This window comes from Nitratidesulfovibrio sp. D1 (assembly GCF_051133415.1).
Lineage (GTDB): Bacteria > Desulfobacterota > Desulfovibrionia > Desulfovibrionales > Desulfovibrionaceae > Cupidesulfovibrio.
On the sequence record NZ_JBPGNZ010000011.1, the window covers coordinates 1 to 14979 of the forward strand.

The following is a 14979-nucleotide window of genomic DNA, read 5'->3' on the forward strand; positions in this document are numbered from 1 at the left end:
GGTCTTCCATAACAAATCAAAAGGAGTTTTTCTTACACCACCATAGCTGTAAGCATACGAGAACCCCGCGCATAGCGCGGGGTTTTCTACATACAAAAAAACGCCGCGCCCGAAGGCGCGGCGTCGTGCCGCTCTGTCATGCCCTGTCCCGGCCGCACGTCCTGTGCCAGCGGGAAAAAGAATGGTTTGCCCTACGAGGCGTAGTCGCCCCTGTTGAACTTGAACTTCTCCGTGGCGGCCATCACTTCGAGTTCATTGACCACGGCCGCGAGCCCTTCGTGGTCGGAAAGGTTGGGCATGGCCTGCTTGAGGTCGCGCAGCGAACTGTCGATGCCTTGCAGCATCGAATAGGCGCCGCGCAGCCCGCCGGAAGACGCCCCCTGCCCCAGTTCGCGGGCATAGGCCTCCCAGTTGTTCAGCAGTCCGTCCAGTTGCGCCATGGCCTGGTCGAGGCCGGTCGCGTCCGCGGAGGCGGCGTCCACGTTACCCGTGGACGAGGCCATGAGCAGCGGGTCGATGCCCGCGGCCCCCGGCGGCGCCACCGGCGCGGCGGACTGCGCGGCCTCGGCGCCCGCCAGCTCCTGCGAGAGCAGCGCGCCGAAGTCGCCGGCAGCGCTGGCGCCGCCGGTGGTCTTCCGTTGCGTCTGCTCCTGCCGTTGCAGGGCCTCCAGTTGTTCCGTGCCGATCTTCATGACGTCCCCCATGTCAGGGATGTAGCGCATGTCGTGCATGCAGGGTACGCCCGTGTCCAAGCAAGAACCCTGCCACGGGGCTTGTGCGCGCAACCACCCGGAATTCCAGCAACGCACCCGTGCAAGGGGCGGGAAAAAGCTGCCGGGCGGCACGGCTTGCCCACGGGAGACACTACGCATCAAATCGGCCCTTGTCTATTTCGCCCTCAAAGCATACTGTAAGTATACGAAGAGGTTCAGACTGCCACCCGGCCCCGCGAGGGGCACGGAACCCGAAACCTGGGAGGAACACCATGAAGGACTTCAAAAAGATTCTCTGCGCCGTGGACTTTTCCGAGCACAGCAAGGATGTCGCCGAATATGCCGCCTCTCTCGCCAGGCTGACCGGCGGGTCGGTGGTGGTGCTGTACGCCGCTCCCTCGCTGAGCCAGTACGTGGGCTTCCACGTGCCGCCGAACTCCATCGAGAACTTCGTGGGCGAGATCGTTTCCGGCGCGGAAAAGGCCATGGAATCGTTCGTGTCCGAGAATTTTCCGGGCATCAAGGCCGAGGGCCGCATCGTCACCGGCTACGCGGCCGAGGAAATCCTGGGCGTCGCGGACAAGGAAGGTGCGGACGTGATCATCATGGGCACCCACGGCCGCAAGGGCCTGGACCGCATCCTGTTCGGCTCCGTGGCGGAAAAGGTGGTTAAGAGCGCCCGCCAGCCGGTGCTGACCATCCGTCCTTCCGCGTAATTCCGGGCCGCATAACTCCGGGCCGCATAACTTCGGGCCGCGTGGTTCCGGGGCGCATGCCCCGCACCTTCCGGGGCCGTCTGACGCCTCCGGTGGCGGCGAAAGAAGCAAGACAGGGGGCCGCCGCGAACAGTTCGCGGCGGCCCTTTTCGCATTCCTTCACCGCCATGCCGGGGCCACATGTGGCCGGCCTGCCGTGGTGACGCCTACGTCCCGGCGGAATCCGCCACCTCCGAAGGAGCCTCGCACACCGCGTCGTCCATGGCCACGCGCGGCAGGATGAGCCGCACCGACCGTTCGAAGAACAGGTAGTCCCAGGCCCAGTTCACCAGCACGAACAGCCGGTTTCGGAAGCCGATCAGGTAGGCCAGGTGCACGAACAGCCACAGCACCCACGCCCACAGCCCGGAAAAGGCGAAGCGCCCCAGCCGCACCACCGCCGCCTGCCGCCCGATGGTGGCCATGGCCCCCTTGTCGCGGTAGCGGAAGGGCTTGGCCCTGCCGCCCTTGAGCAGGCGCAGCACGTTGGCCGCCGCGTGGCGGCCCTGCTGGGTGGCGTTGGGGGCGATCATGGGCGGGTTCTGCCCCTCGGGCAGGGAAAGGTCGCCCACCACGTGGATTTCCGGGTGCCCGTCCACCTGCAGGGTGGGCAGCACCGGCACCCGGCCGCCCCGGCCCACGGGCAGGCCCATGGCGGCGGCCACATCGTGCCCGCGCACCCCGGCCGTCCAGGCCACGGTGCAGGTGGCGATGCGCATGCCGTCGCCCAGGCGCACGCTTGTGGGGTCCACCTCGGCCACCCCGGCCTTGGTGCGCACCTCCACCCCCATCAGGGCCAGCCGGTCGCGGGCGTAGGTGCGCAACTGCTCGGGAAAGCCGGTCAACAGGCCGTCGGCCGCCTCCAGCAGCACGATGCGCGGGGGCGTCCTGCCCGCCAGTTCCGGAAAATCGCGGGCCAGCGGGGTGCGCACCAGTTCCGCCAGCGCCCCGGCGAACTCCACCCCGGTGGGGCCGCCGCCCACCACGGTGAAGGTGAGCAGCGCGGCGCGCCGGTCTGGGTCTTCGGTCAGGCTGGCGCGCTCGAAGCAGGCCAGGATGTGGTTGCGCAGGCGCACCGCATCCTCCAGAGATTTCAGGGTATAGGCATTTTCCGCCGCGCCCGGCACTCCGAAGAACGAGGTGAGGCTGCCCGGCGCCAGGATAAGATGGTCGTAGGGAATGTCCGGCCCGTCGGTATGCAGCACGCGCCGGGCCGCGTCCACGCCGTGCACGTCCGCCAGCGCCACGCTGACCCGCCGCTGCTTCCGGAACACCCCGCGCAGGGGATAGGCGATCTGCTCCGGCTCTATCTCGGCCGCCGCCACCTGGTACAGCAGCGGCAGGAAGGTGTGGTAGTTGTTGCGGTCCACCAGCACCACGTCCACCCGGCCCGAACGCGCCAGACGCCGCGCCGCCCACAACCCGCCGAAGCCGCCCCCCACGATGACCACGCGGGGCCTGCCTGCGCCGCGTGCGAACCTGTCCGTATCGTTCCGGCCGATCATGTCCGCCTCCGTGTGTGCTGTCCTGGGTGTGGCCGATGGAAAATGACGGGCCGTCCTGCGGCCATGCGCAGGTGTACGGGGCTGCTTCCAACTTAGGATTTTCGTTCGTTGGCAAGGAAAACGAGCCTGTCATGAGGGAGTGCGGCAGCCGTTAGGCGAGCTTGCGAGCCTTACGGATGGCGACCGCAACGCGTACTCTTATCGTATTCGACCGACATGGCAGGCGAAGTTTGACGAAGCCAACGGGCGAAAGGACAAGTTAGAAACAGCCCCAAGGCCATTCTTCACGATATACGCACACGGCGGGCGACGGCAAGGGGCGTGGCGAAGGGACGCGCCCGACGCGAGACCGGGCGCACGCTCCGCCACGCCCCTTGCGCTGTGCGTGCGCCTTGGACTATCTGATGGGTCTTCCGCGACGGCGGGCGCACCCCGCCCCGCCGCGCGCCCAACGAAGGAGCACGTCCCTCCCATGTGTGCCGTCAAATCAGCCGACAAGTCCGGCGCGACTGGCGCCGACACGCGCGCCCCCGCCGGTGTCCCGCTCGCCTCGCCCGACGCCGTGCGCCCCGAGGTATGCGGGTTCAAGCCGTACACCCCCGGCCTGTCCATCGACGAAATCCGCGCCAGGTACGGCCTCGCCCACGTCATCAAGCTGGCCAGCAACGAGAATCCGCTGGGCACCTCGCCGGTGGTGCGGCACACCCTGCGCCACAAGGCGGATCTGGCCTTCCGCTACGCCCAGTCGGGCAACCCGCGCCTGACGGCGGCCATCGCGGCGCACCACGGCGTGCCTGCGGAGCGCGTGGTGGCGGGCAACGGCTCGGACGAGATCATCGACCTCATCGTGCGGGTGCGGGCCGTGCCGGGCGTGCACAACGTGGTGGCGTTCAATCCGTGCTTCAGCATCTACGAGTTGCAGACCCGCCTGGCGGGCGTGGAGTTCCGGCAGGCTCCGCTGGCGGCGGATTTTTCCTTCGACTGGGACGGCCTGCTGGCGCTGGTGGACGACGCCACCGCCGTGGTCTTCGTGACCACGCCGGACAACCCCTCGGGCTTCTGCCCGCCCGTGGCCGACCTGGAACGGCTGGCCCGCGCCCTGCCCCCCGGCTGCCTGCTGGTGGTGGACGAAGCGTACATGGACTTCTGCGGCGACGAGGCGGCCCACTCGCTGCTTTCCCGCATCGACGAATTCCCCAACCTGGCCGTGCTGCGCACTTTTTCCAAAAGTTTTGGGCTGGCCGGGCTGCGCCTTGGCTACGGCATCCTGCCCGTGCAACTGGCCGACTACCTGCGCCGGGTTCGGCTGCCGTTCAGCGTGAACATCCTGGCCGAAGAGGCGGGCATGGCCGCGCTGGCGGACGACGTGTTCCGCGCCGAAACCCTGCGCGTGACCGCCGAGGGGCGCGACGCGCTGACGGCGGGGCTGACCGTTCTGGGCTGCCACGTGTACCCCAGCAAGGCCAACTTCCTGATGTTCCGTCCGGCGTGTGACGCTGCGCATCTGTTCGAAGAACTGCTGCGGCGCGGCATCATCATCCGTCCGCTGAAAAGTTATGGCCTGCCCGACCTCTTGCGCGTCAGCGTGGGCAGCCCGGACGAGAACGCGGCGTTCCTGAAGGCGGCCGGGGAGATCATGTCCCATGCCTGATACGTGCCGCGCCTGTTCCAAGGCCGCCAACGCTTCGTCCACCGCGTCCCCTGCGGCCCCCCCCACCGTTCCAGTCGTCACGCTGGACGGCCCGGCGGGCGTGGGCAAGACCACCCTGGCCAAACGGCTGGCCGACGCGCTGGGCGTGGCCTACCTGGACACCGGGGCCATGTTCCGCACCCTGGCCTGGAAGCTGGGCTCCGGCGCGCATGAACTGCCGGAAGGCGACCTGCGCGCCCGATTGGATGACTTCCTCTTTGCGCTGTCCGGCGCGGGCGGGGCCTCCGTGCTGTCCTGCAACGGCGTGCCCGTGGGAGAGGAAATCCGCACCGAGGAGGTGGCCGCCCTGGCCTCGCGCATCGCCACCATCCCGGTTGTCCGCGAACGGCTGAAGGCCGCGCAGCAGGCGCTTGGGGCCTCCTGCGCCCTGGTGGTGGAAGGCCGCGACATGGGCACCGTGGTGTTTCCCACGGCCCGCCACAAGTTCTTCCTGGACGCCACACCAGAGGAACGCGCCCGCCGCCGCTGCCTGCAACTGGAAGCGCAGGGCCAGCCCGCCGACCTCGCCACCATCGCCGCCCAGATCCGCGAACGCGACGACATGGACCGCAACCGCGCCGTAGCCCCGCTGCGCCCCGCCGACGACGCCGTGCGGGTGGACACCACCAACCTCGACATCGACGGCGTGTTCGCCGAACTTGCCCGGCACATCGCCGCACGCGGCGGGTTGTAGCCCCCATCCGGTTTTCCCTCCGGCCTGTACTGAAACCGGCCCGCGCTTCTTACGAAGCGCGGGCCGGTTTCAGTACAGGGGGCCGTTTTTTGTATGCCTCCGGCGGGCAGGGGGCGATAGCCCCCTGCACCCCCGTTTTGGGGGGAACATGTTGGCAAGTACCCCAAACGGCGCTACCGCCATGCTCACCTCTGCCGGATCCCCTTAAAAAGCATCCCCGCCGCGTTACCGCGACAGGGATGCAACAGACCAAATGAAAAGTTTAGGAGGATGGGGGTTCGGGGGAAGGAACCTTTTCCAAAAGGTTCCTTCCCCCGATTATCCCCAAATACTCTTATAAATCCGTTTGCGGACTCGCCACCCCGCTGCGGTCCAGCACGTGGAAAATCAGCGAAAGGACCATGCCCACCACGGTGGCGAGGGCCATGCCCTTGAGCTGCACCGAGCCGATCTGCACGGGCACGCCGCTGATGCCGGTGATGAACACGATGGCGGTCAGGGTGAGGTTGGCGGGCTTGGAGTAGTCCACGCGCGACTCCACCAGCATGCGGATGCCCGAGGCGGCGATGACCCCGAAGAGCAGGATGCAGATGCCGCCCATGACCGGGGTGGGAATGGACTGGATGAGCGCGGACAGCTTGCCCACGAAGGCCAGCAGGATGGAGATGACGGCGGCACCGCCGATGACCCACACGGAATACACGCGGGTGATGGCCATGACGCCGATATTCTCGCCGTAGGTGGTGGTGGGCACCGAGCCGAAGAAGCCGGAGAGCACGGTGGACACGCCGTCGCCCATGAGCGAGCGGTGCAGGCCGGGGTCGCGGGTCAGGTCGCGTTCCACGATGTTGCCGGTGACCACCAGGTGGCCGATGTGCTCGGAAATGACCACCAGCGCGGCGGGGATGATGATCAGGATGGTGTTGAAGTCGAACTTGGGCACGTACACGGTGGGGGTGGCCAGCACGGGGGCGGCGGCCACGCCCGCGAAGTTCACCGCGCCAAGGACGATGGACACCGCGTAGCCCACGGCGATGCCGGTCAGCACGGGGATGATGGCCATGAAGCCCTTGAACAGCACCGAGCCGAAGGCCACGGTGAGCAGGGTGGTCATGGAGATGATGATGGCGGTGGTGTTGTACGCGCCGGTGGCGTCGGGCATGACCCCGGCCATGCCGGTGGCCACCCCGGCCAGTTCGAGGCCGATCAGGGCCACGATGGGGCCCATGGTGGCGGGCGGCAGCACCACGCCGATCCATTCCGGGCCGAACTTCCAGATGATCAGGGCCACGGCGATGAAGATGCAGCCCGAGGCGATGAACCCGCCCAGCGCGTAGGAATAGTTGGCCCCCCACATGGCCTGGTCGGCCCCCAGCACCACGAACACCGGCGACAGGAAGGCGAAGCTGGACCCCAGGAAGGCCGGGGCCTTGCCCTTGCACAGCACGAGATAGATCAGGGTGCCGATGCCGTTCATCAGCAGCACGATGGCCGGGTCGATCTTGAACAGGGTGGGCACCAGAACGGACGCCCCGAACATTGCGAAAAGGTGCTGGAAGCTCAGGGGAATGCCCTGAAGAAACGGTACCTTTTCCTCCACCTGGATGGTCTTTCTGGCCATTGCCCTCTCCGGAAAAGTGCTGATGTGGTGTGTGCATGCCGCGCGGCGCGCGGGCGCGGGGCCGTTGCGCGGCGCGGTTCGGGCAACCGCCCTGACGTCATGCAGGAAAGGGGCGGCGAGGCCCCTCGCAAAAAGGGCGGGACATTTGCTGTCCCGCCCCGTGGTGCGCCCTATTTGGTGCCGAATATCTTGTCGCCCGCGTCGCCGAGGCCGGGCAGGATGTAACCGTGCTCGTTGAGCCGCTCGTCCACGCCCGCCACGTAGATGTCCACGTCGGGGTGGCGGTCGGTGACCTTCTTGATGCCTTCCGGCGCGGCCACCAAGAACAGGCCCTTGATCTGCGGGCAGCCCGCTTCCTTCAAGAGGTCGATGGTGGCATTCAGGGTGCCGCCGGTGGCCAGCATGGGGTCGATGATGATGGCCATGCGCTCTTCGATGTTCTTGGCCAGCTTCACGTAGTACTTCACCGGCTCAAGGGTCTCTTCGTTGCGGAACATGCCCACGACGCTGACCTTGGCGCCCGGGATCATGTCCAGCAGACCGTCCAGCATGCCGAGCCCGGCGCGCAGGATGGGCACCACGGTGATCTTCTTGCCGCGGATCTGCTCCACCTCGACAGGCCCGGCCCACCCCTGTATGGTAACCTTCTCCGTTTCGAGGTCCTTGGTGGCCTCGTAGGTAAGCAGGCGGCATATTTCGTTGGAAATGGCCCGGAACTCGCTTACCGGCACGTCGTGCTGGCGCAGGATGCCCAGCTTGTGCTTGACCAGCGGATGATTCACCACGGTAACGGCCACGATAGGTCTCCTTGTCTGTCTCGGTGAGCGGGGGCGCTTGCCCCCCAAACGCACAGGTTGTAAAAAACACGCCCCCGTCGGTCAAGCGAAAGCACAACCGTTGCCAAACATGTCGAATCCACCGCACCCCCCGGCCGAAACGCACACCCATTCCTTCACCGTCGGCCCCGAGCACGCCGGACAGCGGCTGGACCGCTTCCTGGGTGACGCCATGGCCGCCCTGCGCGAAGAGGACGGCCACGGCGACGCCGTCTCGCGCGAGAAGGTCAAGCGGGCCATCCGCGACGGCGCCGCCACGGTGCGGGGCCGCGCCTGCACCGTGCCCAGCACCCGTGTGGAGCCGGGCCAGACGGTCACCCTGGCGCTGGCCGTGCCCGCCGCCAGGGTCACGCCCGAGGAAGGCGAACTGGCCGTGTTGTACCGCGACGCGGCCATCGCCGTGCTGGACAAGCCCGCCGGGCTCACCGTGCACCCCTGTCCCAGCTGTCCGGACGGCACGCTGGTGCACCGGCTGGTGCGCCACTTTCCCGAACTTGCCGCGCAGGAAGGCTTCCGCCCCGGCATCGTGCACCGCATCGACAAGGCCACCAGCGGCCTCCTGCTGGTGGCCCTGACCGAGGCGGTACGCCTGGAACTGTCGCACGCCTTCGCCGAGCGCGAAGTGCACAAGGAATACCTTGCCCTGGTGCACGGCGTGCCCTCGGCAAAGGGCGACATCGACGCGCCCATCGGCCGCCACCCGCTGCACAAGGTGAAGATGGCCGTGGTGCCGGAAAACCGGGGCGGCAAGCCCGCCCGTTCGGCATGGCGGGTGCTGCTGGCCGACCCCGGCGGCCGTTTCGCCCTGGTGGCGGTGCGCATCTTCACCGGGCGCACCCACCAAATACGAGTGCACATGGCCCACCTGGGCCACCCCCTGTGGCAGGACGCGGTGTACGGCCCGGCGGAAACCGCGCCACCCGGCGGTTGCGATCTGCCGGAATTTCCCCCGCGTCAGATGCTGCACGCCTGGCGGCTGTCCTTCCGCCACCCGGAAACGGGGGCGGACATGCACTTCACCTGCCCGCCCCCGCCAGACTTCGCCGCGCTGGCCCTGCGCTTGTCACGGCGCATGCAGCGGGTGGTGGTCACCGGGTCGCCGGGGTGCGGCAAGTCTGCCCTGATGCGCCTGCTTGGCGAGAGGGGCCAGTCGGGCGAGGCGGGCCTGCCGGTGTGGAGCGCCGACGCGGCCGTGGCCCGGCTGTACGAGCCGGGCGGCGGCGGGCACCACCTGCTGCGCGGCCGCTACGGCGAGCGCTTCGTGCCCGACCCCGCCGGACCGGTGGACAAGCGCGCCCTGTTCGAAGCCATGCGCACGGACGCCGCCCTGCGCCGCGAGGTGGAGGAGATGATCCACCCGCTGGCCCGGCACGACATGAACGAATTCTTCGCGCGGGCAGAGGCGGCGGGCGCGCCCGTGGCCGTGGCCGAGGTGCCGCTGTTCCTGGAGGCGGGCTGGAAGGCCGGGAGCCGCGACACCGCCGCCATGTCCGGCGTGCTGCCCAATGTGTTGTTGGTCGGGGTGCACTGCCCCTTCGCCGAACGGGCGCGGCGGCTGGAAACCCATCGCGGCTGGCCGCCGGACATGGTCGCCGCCATGGAGTCCTGGCAATGGCCCGAGGCGGACAAGATGCGCGCCTGCCATCTGGTGGTGGACAATTCCGGCACGCCGGAAGACCTGGCCCGCCGGACGCGCGGACTGCTGGCCGAACTGGCCCGCCTGCGCGCCGCGCGGGACGCCCGTCTGTCCGATCACCTTGCCTCGCTGTGGCAGGCATGAGACGCTAGCGCATGTTCCCCCTGCGCGACACCATTCCCCGCGTGCACACCCCATGGGCGGTGTGGTGCATCCTTGCCGCCAATCTGGCGGTGTTCCTGTGGCAGCAGACGCTGACCCCGGGCGAAACCCTGCGCCTGTTCCACTTCATGGGGGTGGTGCCCGCCCGCTTCGCCCATCCGGACTGGGCGCTGACCTCCGGCTATCCGCCGGGGGGCGTTATCGCCTTCGTCACCCACATGTTCCTGCACGGCGGCTGGGGCCACTTTCTGGTGAACATGTGGACGCTGTGGATCTTCGGCGACAACATCGAGGACGTCATGGGGCCGTTGCGCTTCATGATCTTCTACCTGACGTGCGGACTGGCGGCGCTGCTGACGCACATGGTCTTCTCCGCCTCGTCCACGGTGCCGGTGGTGGGGGCGTCCGGGGCCATCGCCGGGGTGCTGGGGGCGTACTTCCTGCTGTATCCCCACGCGCGGGTGACCACGCTGGTGCCGCTGCTGTTCATCCCGCTGATCTTCGACCTGCCCGCCGTGGTCTATCTGGGCATCTGGTTCCTCACGCAACTGCTCTCCGGACTGACCACGCTGGGCGGCGACGGCGCGGGCATCGCGTGGTGGGCGCATCTGGGCGGATTCATGGCGGGGTTCGTACTGCTGCCGCTGTTCCGCCAAAAGGGCCGCTGCTACTACTGCCACTTTCCGGAGGGGCGGGGCCGGGGCGTCATCCGCGCGCCGCACGACCCGGAGGAGTAACGGCCCAGCCGCCCGGCCCGGCCCAATCACGTCCCAATCACTTCCCCAATCACGTTCCCAGTCCCGCCCGGCCGGTCCGGCGCCCACGCGCCGCCCCTCCTCCCGCCTTTCCGCCCGCCATTCCGTCAGGTTGCGAGTGCTTCCTCACGTTTTCCGCAGGGTTCCACGCATTGACTTACCGGGGGGTATGCCGCATAAGTTTCGGGCTGCCGCGCGGCGGCTCGCGCCGTTTCCGTCCGCATTCCCCTGCTCTCGCCACGGCGAACGGCAGGCGGCCGGGCAGCGCATCGCGCAAAACATCGCAAGGGGTCCATCATGCTCGAAATACGCGACCTGCACGTCTGCATCGGCGACGTAGAGGTTCTGAAAGGCATCGATCTCAAGATAGAAGCCGGCGAGACCTTCATCCTGTTCGGTCCCAACGGCTCCGGCAAGACCACCCTGCTCATGACCCTCATGGGCTTCGCCAACTATACCGTCACCCAGGGCCAGATCCTGTTCAAGGGGCAGGACATCACCAACGCCCCCATGTACGAGCGCGCGCGCCTGGGCATGGGCATGTCGTTCCAGCGCCCGCCCACCATCCACGGCCTGAAGACCGGCCATCTGGTGAAGATGTGCGCCCGAGAGCGCGAGGTGGACGTGGACGACCTGGCCCGCAAGGTGAACTTCGACCGCTTCCTGGAGCGCGACGTCAACGCCGGGTTCTCCGGCGGCGAGATCAAGCGCTCGGAAATGCTCCAGCTCATGGCCCAGCGGCCGGACCTGGTGCTGTTCGACGAGCCGGAATCGGGCGTGGACCTGGAGAACATGGCCCTTATCGGCCAGACCGCCCGCCAGTTGCTGGACGGCATGCCCCCGGCGTCCTGCTCCATGAAGCAGCAGAAGGCCCGCTGCAAGACCGCGGGCCTGATCATCACCCACACCGGCTACATCCTCGAATACGTCAACGCCGACCGGGGCCAGGTGATGTACGACGGCCACCTGTGCTGCGAGGCGCGGCCCGGCGACATTCTCGACCACGTCAGCAAGTACGGCTACCAGGAATGCCTGCGCTGCCTCGACAGCGACGCATCGCTCGGCCAGATCAAGGAGGCGCTGTAGCCATGGGTTACCGCAACGTGGACCTTACGCGCTTCAGCTTCGACGGCGCGCAGGCCGAAACCATCCCCGACCTTTCCACCCTGGACGAATTCGACCGCAAGCGGCTGCTGTACGCGGGCATCGACGTGAACGCCAAGGAGCGCAGCGGCTCGTTCATGCACATGAACCACAGCGGCGTGCACTGCAAGTCCACCCAGGAAGGGCTGGAACTGCTGGACATCAAGCAGGCCCTCAAACTGTACGACGGCCTGCCGCAATACTTCTGGAAGATGGTGGACCCCAACCGCGACGAATACACCCGCGCGGCGGCGGAACACCTGCACGGCGGCTACTTCATCCGCGCCCGCAAGGGGGCCAGGATAGAAGCGCCCGTGCAGTCGTGCCTGTTCATCAAGGGCAACGGCGTGGGCCAGAACGTGCACAACGTGGTCATCGTGGAAGAAGGCGCGGAGATGCACATCATCACCGGCTGCGCCACGGCCCACGGCACGCGCGAGGCCGCGCACCTGGGCATCTCCGAATTCTTCGTGCACAAGGGCGGCAAGCTCACCTTCACCATGATCCACAACTGGGGCGAAGACACGGCGGTACGCCCGCGTTCCGCCGGCATGCTCGAGGAAGATGCGGTGCTGGTGAACAACTACGTGTTGCTCAAGCCCGTGAAGGACCTGCAAATGTACCCCACCCTCACCCTGGCCGGGCGCGGGTCGGTGGCGCGGTTCAACTCGGTCATCGTGGCGCCGGAAGGCTCGTACGTGGACACGGGCAACCGCATCCTGCTCAACGCTCCGGACACGCGCGGCGAAATCATCGCCCGCACCATGACCACCGGCGGCACCATCATCAACCGGGGGCACATCGGGGCCTACCAGGTGCCCGCGCGCGGCCACCTGGAGTGCAAGGGCCTGATCCTGGGCAACGGCATCATCCACGCCATTCCGGAACTGGAAGGCACCGTGGACGGCGTGGAACTGTCGCATGAGGCGGCCGTCGGCAAGATTGCCCAGGAAGAGATCGAATACCTCATGGCGCGCGGGCTGGACGAGGACGAAGCCACCTCGACCATCGTGCGCGGCTTCCTGAACGTGGACATCATGGGCCTGCCCCGCGAACTGGAACAGGCCGTGGAAGACCAGATCAACCAGTTGGACGCCAGCGACGCCATGTAAGTACCGGCGTCGCGCCACCCGGAAACGACACGGCCCCGGCAGCTGCATGCTGCCGGGGCCGTTTTTCGTGCGACGTAGCAAGGCCCGGCTACCCGGCCTTGCGCTGCAATTCCGCCACCAGGCCGCGCAGGTCTTCGGCCATGCGCCCGAGGTGGCGGATTTCCTTGTCCTCCTCGGTGACCAGGCGGCCGTTGTCGCGGGCGATCCCGTCCACCTGCGTCAGGCTGCGGGTGATCTGTTCCGACGCGGCGGACTGCTCTTCGGCGGCGGCGGCGATGGCCTGGACCTGTCCGGTGACGTGCACGGCCATATCCAGAATGCCGCGCAACACCTCGCCGGAATCGGCGGAGCGGCGCTCGGCCAGTTCCATGGCCCGCAGCGAATCGTCCATGCTGCGGGCGTTGGCCTCGGTCAGCGACTGGATGCCCTTGATGGTCTCGCCCACTTCGCGGGTGGCGTTCATGGTCTTTTCGGCCAGCTTGCGCACCTCGTCCGCCACCACGGCAAAGCCGCGCCCGGCGTCACCCGCGCGGGCCGCCTCGATGGCGGCGTTGAGGGCCAGCAGGTTGGTCTGGTCCGCGATGTCGTTGATGACGCTCATGACGGTGCCGATGGCCTCGGACTGGCCGCCCAGCCTGCGCATGTTCTCGTGCAGGGTTTCGGCAAGGCCGCGCAACTCGCCCATGGCGTCCATGGTGGCGCTGACGGCCTCCGCACCCTGGCGGGCACGCTCGCGCGAGGTCTCCGTCTCGCGCGCGGCAGCGGCGGCGCTGCGGGCCACGTCCATGACCGAGGCGTTCATCTGCTCCATGGCGGTGGCGGTTTCGGCCACGCGGGTGACCTGCGAGCGCGACCCATCGGACAAGGTGGCCGAGCGGCTGGCCAGTTCACGCGCGGAGACGGCAAGGTCCTCGGTCATGCGTTGCAACCGCTCGGAAGCCTCCAGCATCCCCTCCTTGGAGGCGAGCGCGGCGCACGCCTGCTCGTCCGCGCGGCAGGCGGCCTCGCTGGCGCTCTCGGCCAGGCGGCGGGCTTCCTCCTGCTGAGCGCCCATGCGCTCGATGTTGCCGCGCAGGGTGGTGACCATGACGTCCAGGGCCGACTGCAACGCGGACACCTCGTCCTCGCCTTCCACGGCGATATGCCGGTCCAGGTCGCCCGCCGCGATGTCCTGCGCGGTGCGGGTGGCCTCACGCAGCGGCAGCACGATGGACCGGGCCAGCAGGTAGGCCACGGGCAACCCCACGAACAACAGCAGCCCCAGCACCACGGCATAGGTGTACAACACCTCGCGGGTGCGCACCTGCTCCATGGACTCGGCAACGCGCGCCTCCGCCGCCTGGATATTGTCGAGGTAAATGCCGGTGCCCACCCAGAACGGGGTGCCGGGAATGCTTTCGGCATAGCCCAGCTTGGGCTGGTCGCCCATGCCCGGCTTGGGGAACACGAAGGGCACGAAGCCGCCCCCGGCAGAAGCAACGCGCGCCAGTTCACGTACGTAGTACGTCCCCCCGCGGTCCTTGGTCTCGCCAAGGTCCTTGCCCACAAGCTGCTTCTGCGTCGGGTGCGCGGCGTTCACCGTGCCCTTGTAGACGTAGAAGTAGCCGGACTGGTCGGCGTCGAAGCGCACCCGCTCGACCCCCTTGGCAATGACCTGGCGCTGTTCCTCTTCGCCAAGTCCGGCGGACAGGTCACCCAGCGACACGGCCAGGGAATGGGTCAACGCCTGGATGCGGTTCCTCTCGGCCGACAGCATCGAGTCCTTGGCAGTGGCGATGCCCGCCTCGGCGATGTGATCCGCCACCCAGTACAACCCCAGGGCCATGCCGGCCAGAAACAGGGTCATGACGGCAAACAGGGCGTAAATGCGTTTGGCGATGGTAAACTTGCGGAACATGTTCCCCCCACGGCAACAGGACGGATGGAGATACGACTGCCCGCCCCAGGGCGGTCAGAAATTCGTGCGCACAGTCAGTACAAAGACATATTGGCACGCTAAGCCCAAGAGCCCGCTCTGACAATGAGTGTTATCCCTACCTTTTGTCAGTGTTTACTTGCAGATCGAGGACCCGCGCCTCGCAAAACCACGCCGGACAACACGCCATACTCTGTGCCCAGGCTGGGTGCTCGGAATCGTCACAGATATCCCCCTCCCGCCCGCCAAAGGGCTCTGACAACGCCCCCCTCCCCCATCCCTGTGAACGCACGAAGGCCCCGGCGATTGCTCTGCCGGGGCCTTTGCGTGAAGCGGTGGGAGTGTGCGGCGTGCGCGTCTCCCGGAAAGAAAAAGTGCTGGCATCGGCCTACTTTCCCACGCACGAATACGCAGTATCATCGGCGATGGAGGGCTTAACTTC

General features: G+C 67.5%; 12 protein-coding genes. 7 read left to right on the top strand and 5 right to left on the bottom strand.

Annotated elements, in window-relative coordinates; all coding sequences use genetic code 11:
* Positions 1 to 191: 191 nt before the first annotated feature.
* The gene (locus ACR4XJ_RS16010) at positions 192 to 722 is read right to left on the bottom strand and encodes a hypothetical protein (protein ID WP_434756147.1); all 531 of its coding nucleotides are present in this window, start codon (positions 720 to 722) and stop codon (positions 192 to 194) included.
* 263 nt (positions 723 to 985) lie between these two features.
* On the opposite strand from ACR4XJ_RS16010, the gene ACR4XJ_RS16015 reads away from it, so the two are divergent.
* Positions 986 to 1429 carry a universal stress protein gene (locus tag ACR4XJ_RS16015; RefSeq protein WP_434756148.1) on the top strand — a complete coding sequence of 148 codons (444 nt, stop codon included), beginning with the start codon at positions 986 to 988 and terminating at the stop codon, positions 1427 to 1429.
* Between the two features lie 206 nt (positions 1430 to 1635).
* Here the strand turns inward: ACR4XJ_RS16015 and ACR4XJ_RS16020 are convergent, their stop codons facing one another.
* Positions 1636 to 2973, bottom strand: coding sequence for an NAD(P)/FAD-dependent oxidoreductase (locus tag ACR4XJ_RS16020; RefSeq protein WP_434756149.1), 1338 nt, complete (start codon positions 2971 to 2973; stop codon positions 1636 to 1638).
* Between the two features lie 472 nt (positions 2974 to 3445).
* On the opposite strand from ACR4XJ_RS16020, the gene hisC reads away from it, so the two are divergent.
* Positions 3446 to 4624 (top strand): histidinol-phosphate transaminase, encoded by a 1179-nt coding sequence (hisC, locus tag ACR4XJ_RS16025; RefSeq protein ID WP_434756150.1) that lies wholly within the window; start codon positions 3446 to 3448, stop codon positions 4622 to 4624.
* The gene (gene cmk, locus ACR4XJ_RS16030; protein WP_434756151.1) at positions 4617 to 5357 is read left to right on the top strand and encodes a (d)CMP kinase; all 741 of its coding nucleotides are present in this window, start codon (positions 4617 to 4619) and stop codon (positions 5355 to 5357) included. The genes hisC and cmk overlap by 8 nt, the downstream gene beginning before the upstream one ends.
* A 334-nt stretch (positions 5358 to 5691) precedes the next feature.
* Here the strand turns inward: cmk and uraA are convergent, their stop codons facing one another.
* Together uraA and upp are read right to left on the bottom strand one after the other, a co-directional pair.
* A complete protein-coding gene (gene uraA / locus ACR4XJ_RS16035) occupies positions 5692 to 6978 on the bottom strand; it encodes a uracil permease (RefSeq protein ID WP_434756152.1) in 1287 nt (428 codons plus the stop codon).
* A gap of 170 nt (positions 6979 to 7148) precedes the next feature.
* Entirely contained in the window at positions 7149 to 7775 is a 627-nt protein-coding gene (gene upp / locus ACR4XJ_RS16040; RefSeq protein WP_434756153.1) for a uracil phosphoribosyltransferase, read from the bottom strand.
* Between the two features lie 109 nt (positions 7776 to 7884).
* Here upp and ACR4XJ_RS16045 point away from each other — a divergent pair, with 109 nt between their 5' ends.
* The 4 genes from ACR4XJ_RS16045 (at position 7885) to ACR4XJ_RS16060 (ending at position 12622) form a co-directional block, all read left to right on the top strand.
* Positions 7885 to 9594 (top strand): dephospho-CoA kinase, encoded by a 1710-nt coding sequence (locus ACR4XJ_RS16045; RefSeq protein WP_434756154.1) that lies wholly within the window; start codon positions 7885 to 7887, stop codon positions 9592 to 9594.
* A gap of 11 nt (positions 9595 to 9605) precedes the next feature.
* Positions 9606 to 10349 (top strand): rhomboid family intramembrane serine protease, encoded by a 744-nt coding sequence (locus ACR4XJ_RS16050; RefSeq protein WP_434756155.1) that lies wholly within the window; start codon positions 9606 to 9608, stop codon positions 10347 to 10349.
* A gap of 315 nt (positions 10350 to 10664) precedes the next feature.
* Complete coding sequence (locus ACR4XJ_RS16055) at positions 10665 to 11453, top strand: ABC transporter ATP-binding protein (RefSeq protein WP_434756156.1); 789 nt, start codon at positions 10665 to 10667, stop codon at positions 11451 to 11453.
* 2 nt (positions 11454 to 11455) lie between these two features.
* A complete protein-coding gene (locus ACR4XJ_RS16060) occupies positions 11456 to 12622 on the top strand; it encodes a SufB/SufD family protein (RefSeq protein ID WP_434756157.1) in 1167 nt (388 codons plus the stop codon).
* Between the two features lie 88 nt (positions 12623 to 12710).
* Here ACR4XJ_RS16060 and ACR4XJ_RS16065 read toward each other — a convergent pair whose 3' ends face one another.
* On the bottom strand, positions 12711 to 14519 hold the full coding sequence (locus tag ACR4XJ_RS16065) for a methyl-accepting chemotaxis protein (protein WP_434756158.1): 1809 nt from the start codon (positions 14517 to 14519) through the stop codon (positions 12711 to 12713).
* Positions 14520 to 14979: the final 460 nt, after the last annotated feature.

Excerpts from the sequence above, each read along its gene's own strand:
- ACR4XJ_RS16010 (WP_434756147.1), bottom strand. The coding sequence starts at position 722 with ATGCGCTACATCCCTGACATGGGGGACGTCATGAAGATCGGCACGGAA.
- ACR4XJ_RS16015 (WP_434756148.1), top strand. The coding sequence starts at position 986 with ATGAAGGACTTCAAAAAGATTCTCTGCGCCGTGGACTTTTCCGAGCAC.
- ACR4XJ_RS16020 (WP_434756149.1), bottom strand. The coding sequence starts at position 2,973 with ATGATCGGCCGGAACGATACGGACAGGTTCGCACGCGGCGCAGGCAGG.
- hisC (WP_434756150.1), top strand. The coding sequence starts at position 3,446 with ATGTGTGCCGTCAAATCAGCCGACAAGTCCGGCGCGACTGGCGCCGAC.
- cmk (WP_434756151.1), top strand. The coding sequence starts at position 4,617 with ATGCCTGATACGTGCCGCGCCTGTTCCAAGGCCGCCAACGCTTCGTCC.
- uraA (WP_434756152.1), bottom strand. The coding sequence starts at position 6,978 with ATGGCCAGAAAGACCATCCAGGTGGAGGAAAAGGTACCGTTTCTTCAG.
- ACR4XJ_RS16045 (WP_434756154.1), top strand. The coding sequence starts at position 7,885 with ATGTCGAATCCACCGCACCCCCCGGCCGAAACGCACACCCATTCCTTC.
- ACR4XJ_RS16050 (WP_434756155.1), top strand. The coding sequence starts at position 9,606 with ATGTTCCCCCTGCGCGACACCATTCCCCGCGTGCACACCCCATGGGCG.
- ACR4XJ_RS16055 (WP_434756156.1), top strand. The coding sequence starts at position 10,665 with ATGCTCGAAATACGCGACCTGCACGTCTGCATCGGCGACGTAGAGGTT.
- ACR4XJ_RS16060 (WP_434756157.1), top strand. The coding sequence starts at position 11,456 with ATGGGTTACCGCAACGTGGACCTTACGCGCTTCAGCTTCGACGGCGCG.
- ACR4XJ_RS16065 (WP_434756158.1), bottom strand. The coding sequence starts at position 14,519 with ATGTTCCGCAAGTTTACCATCGCCAAACGCATTTACGCCCTGTTTGCC.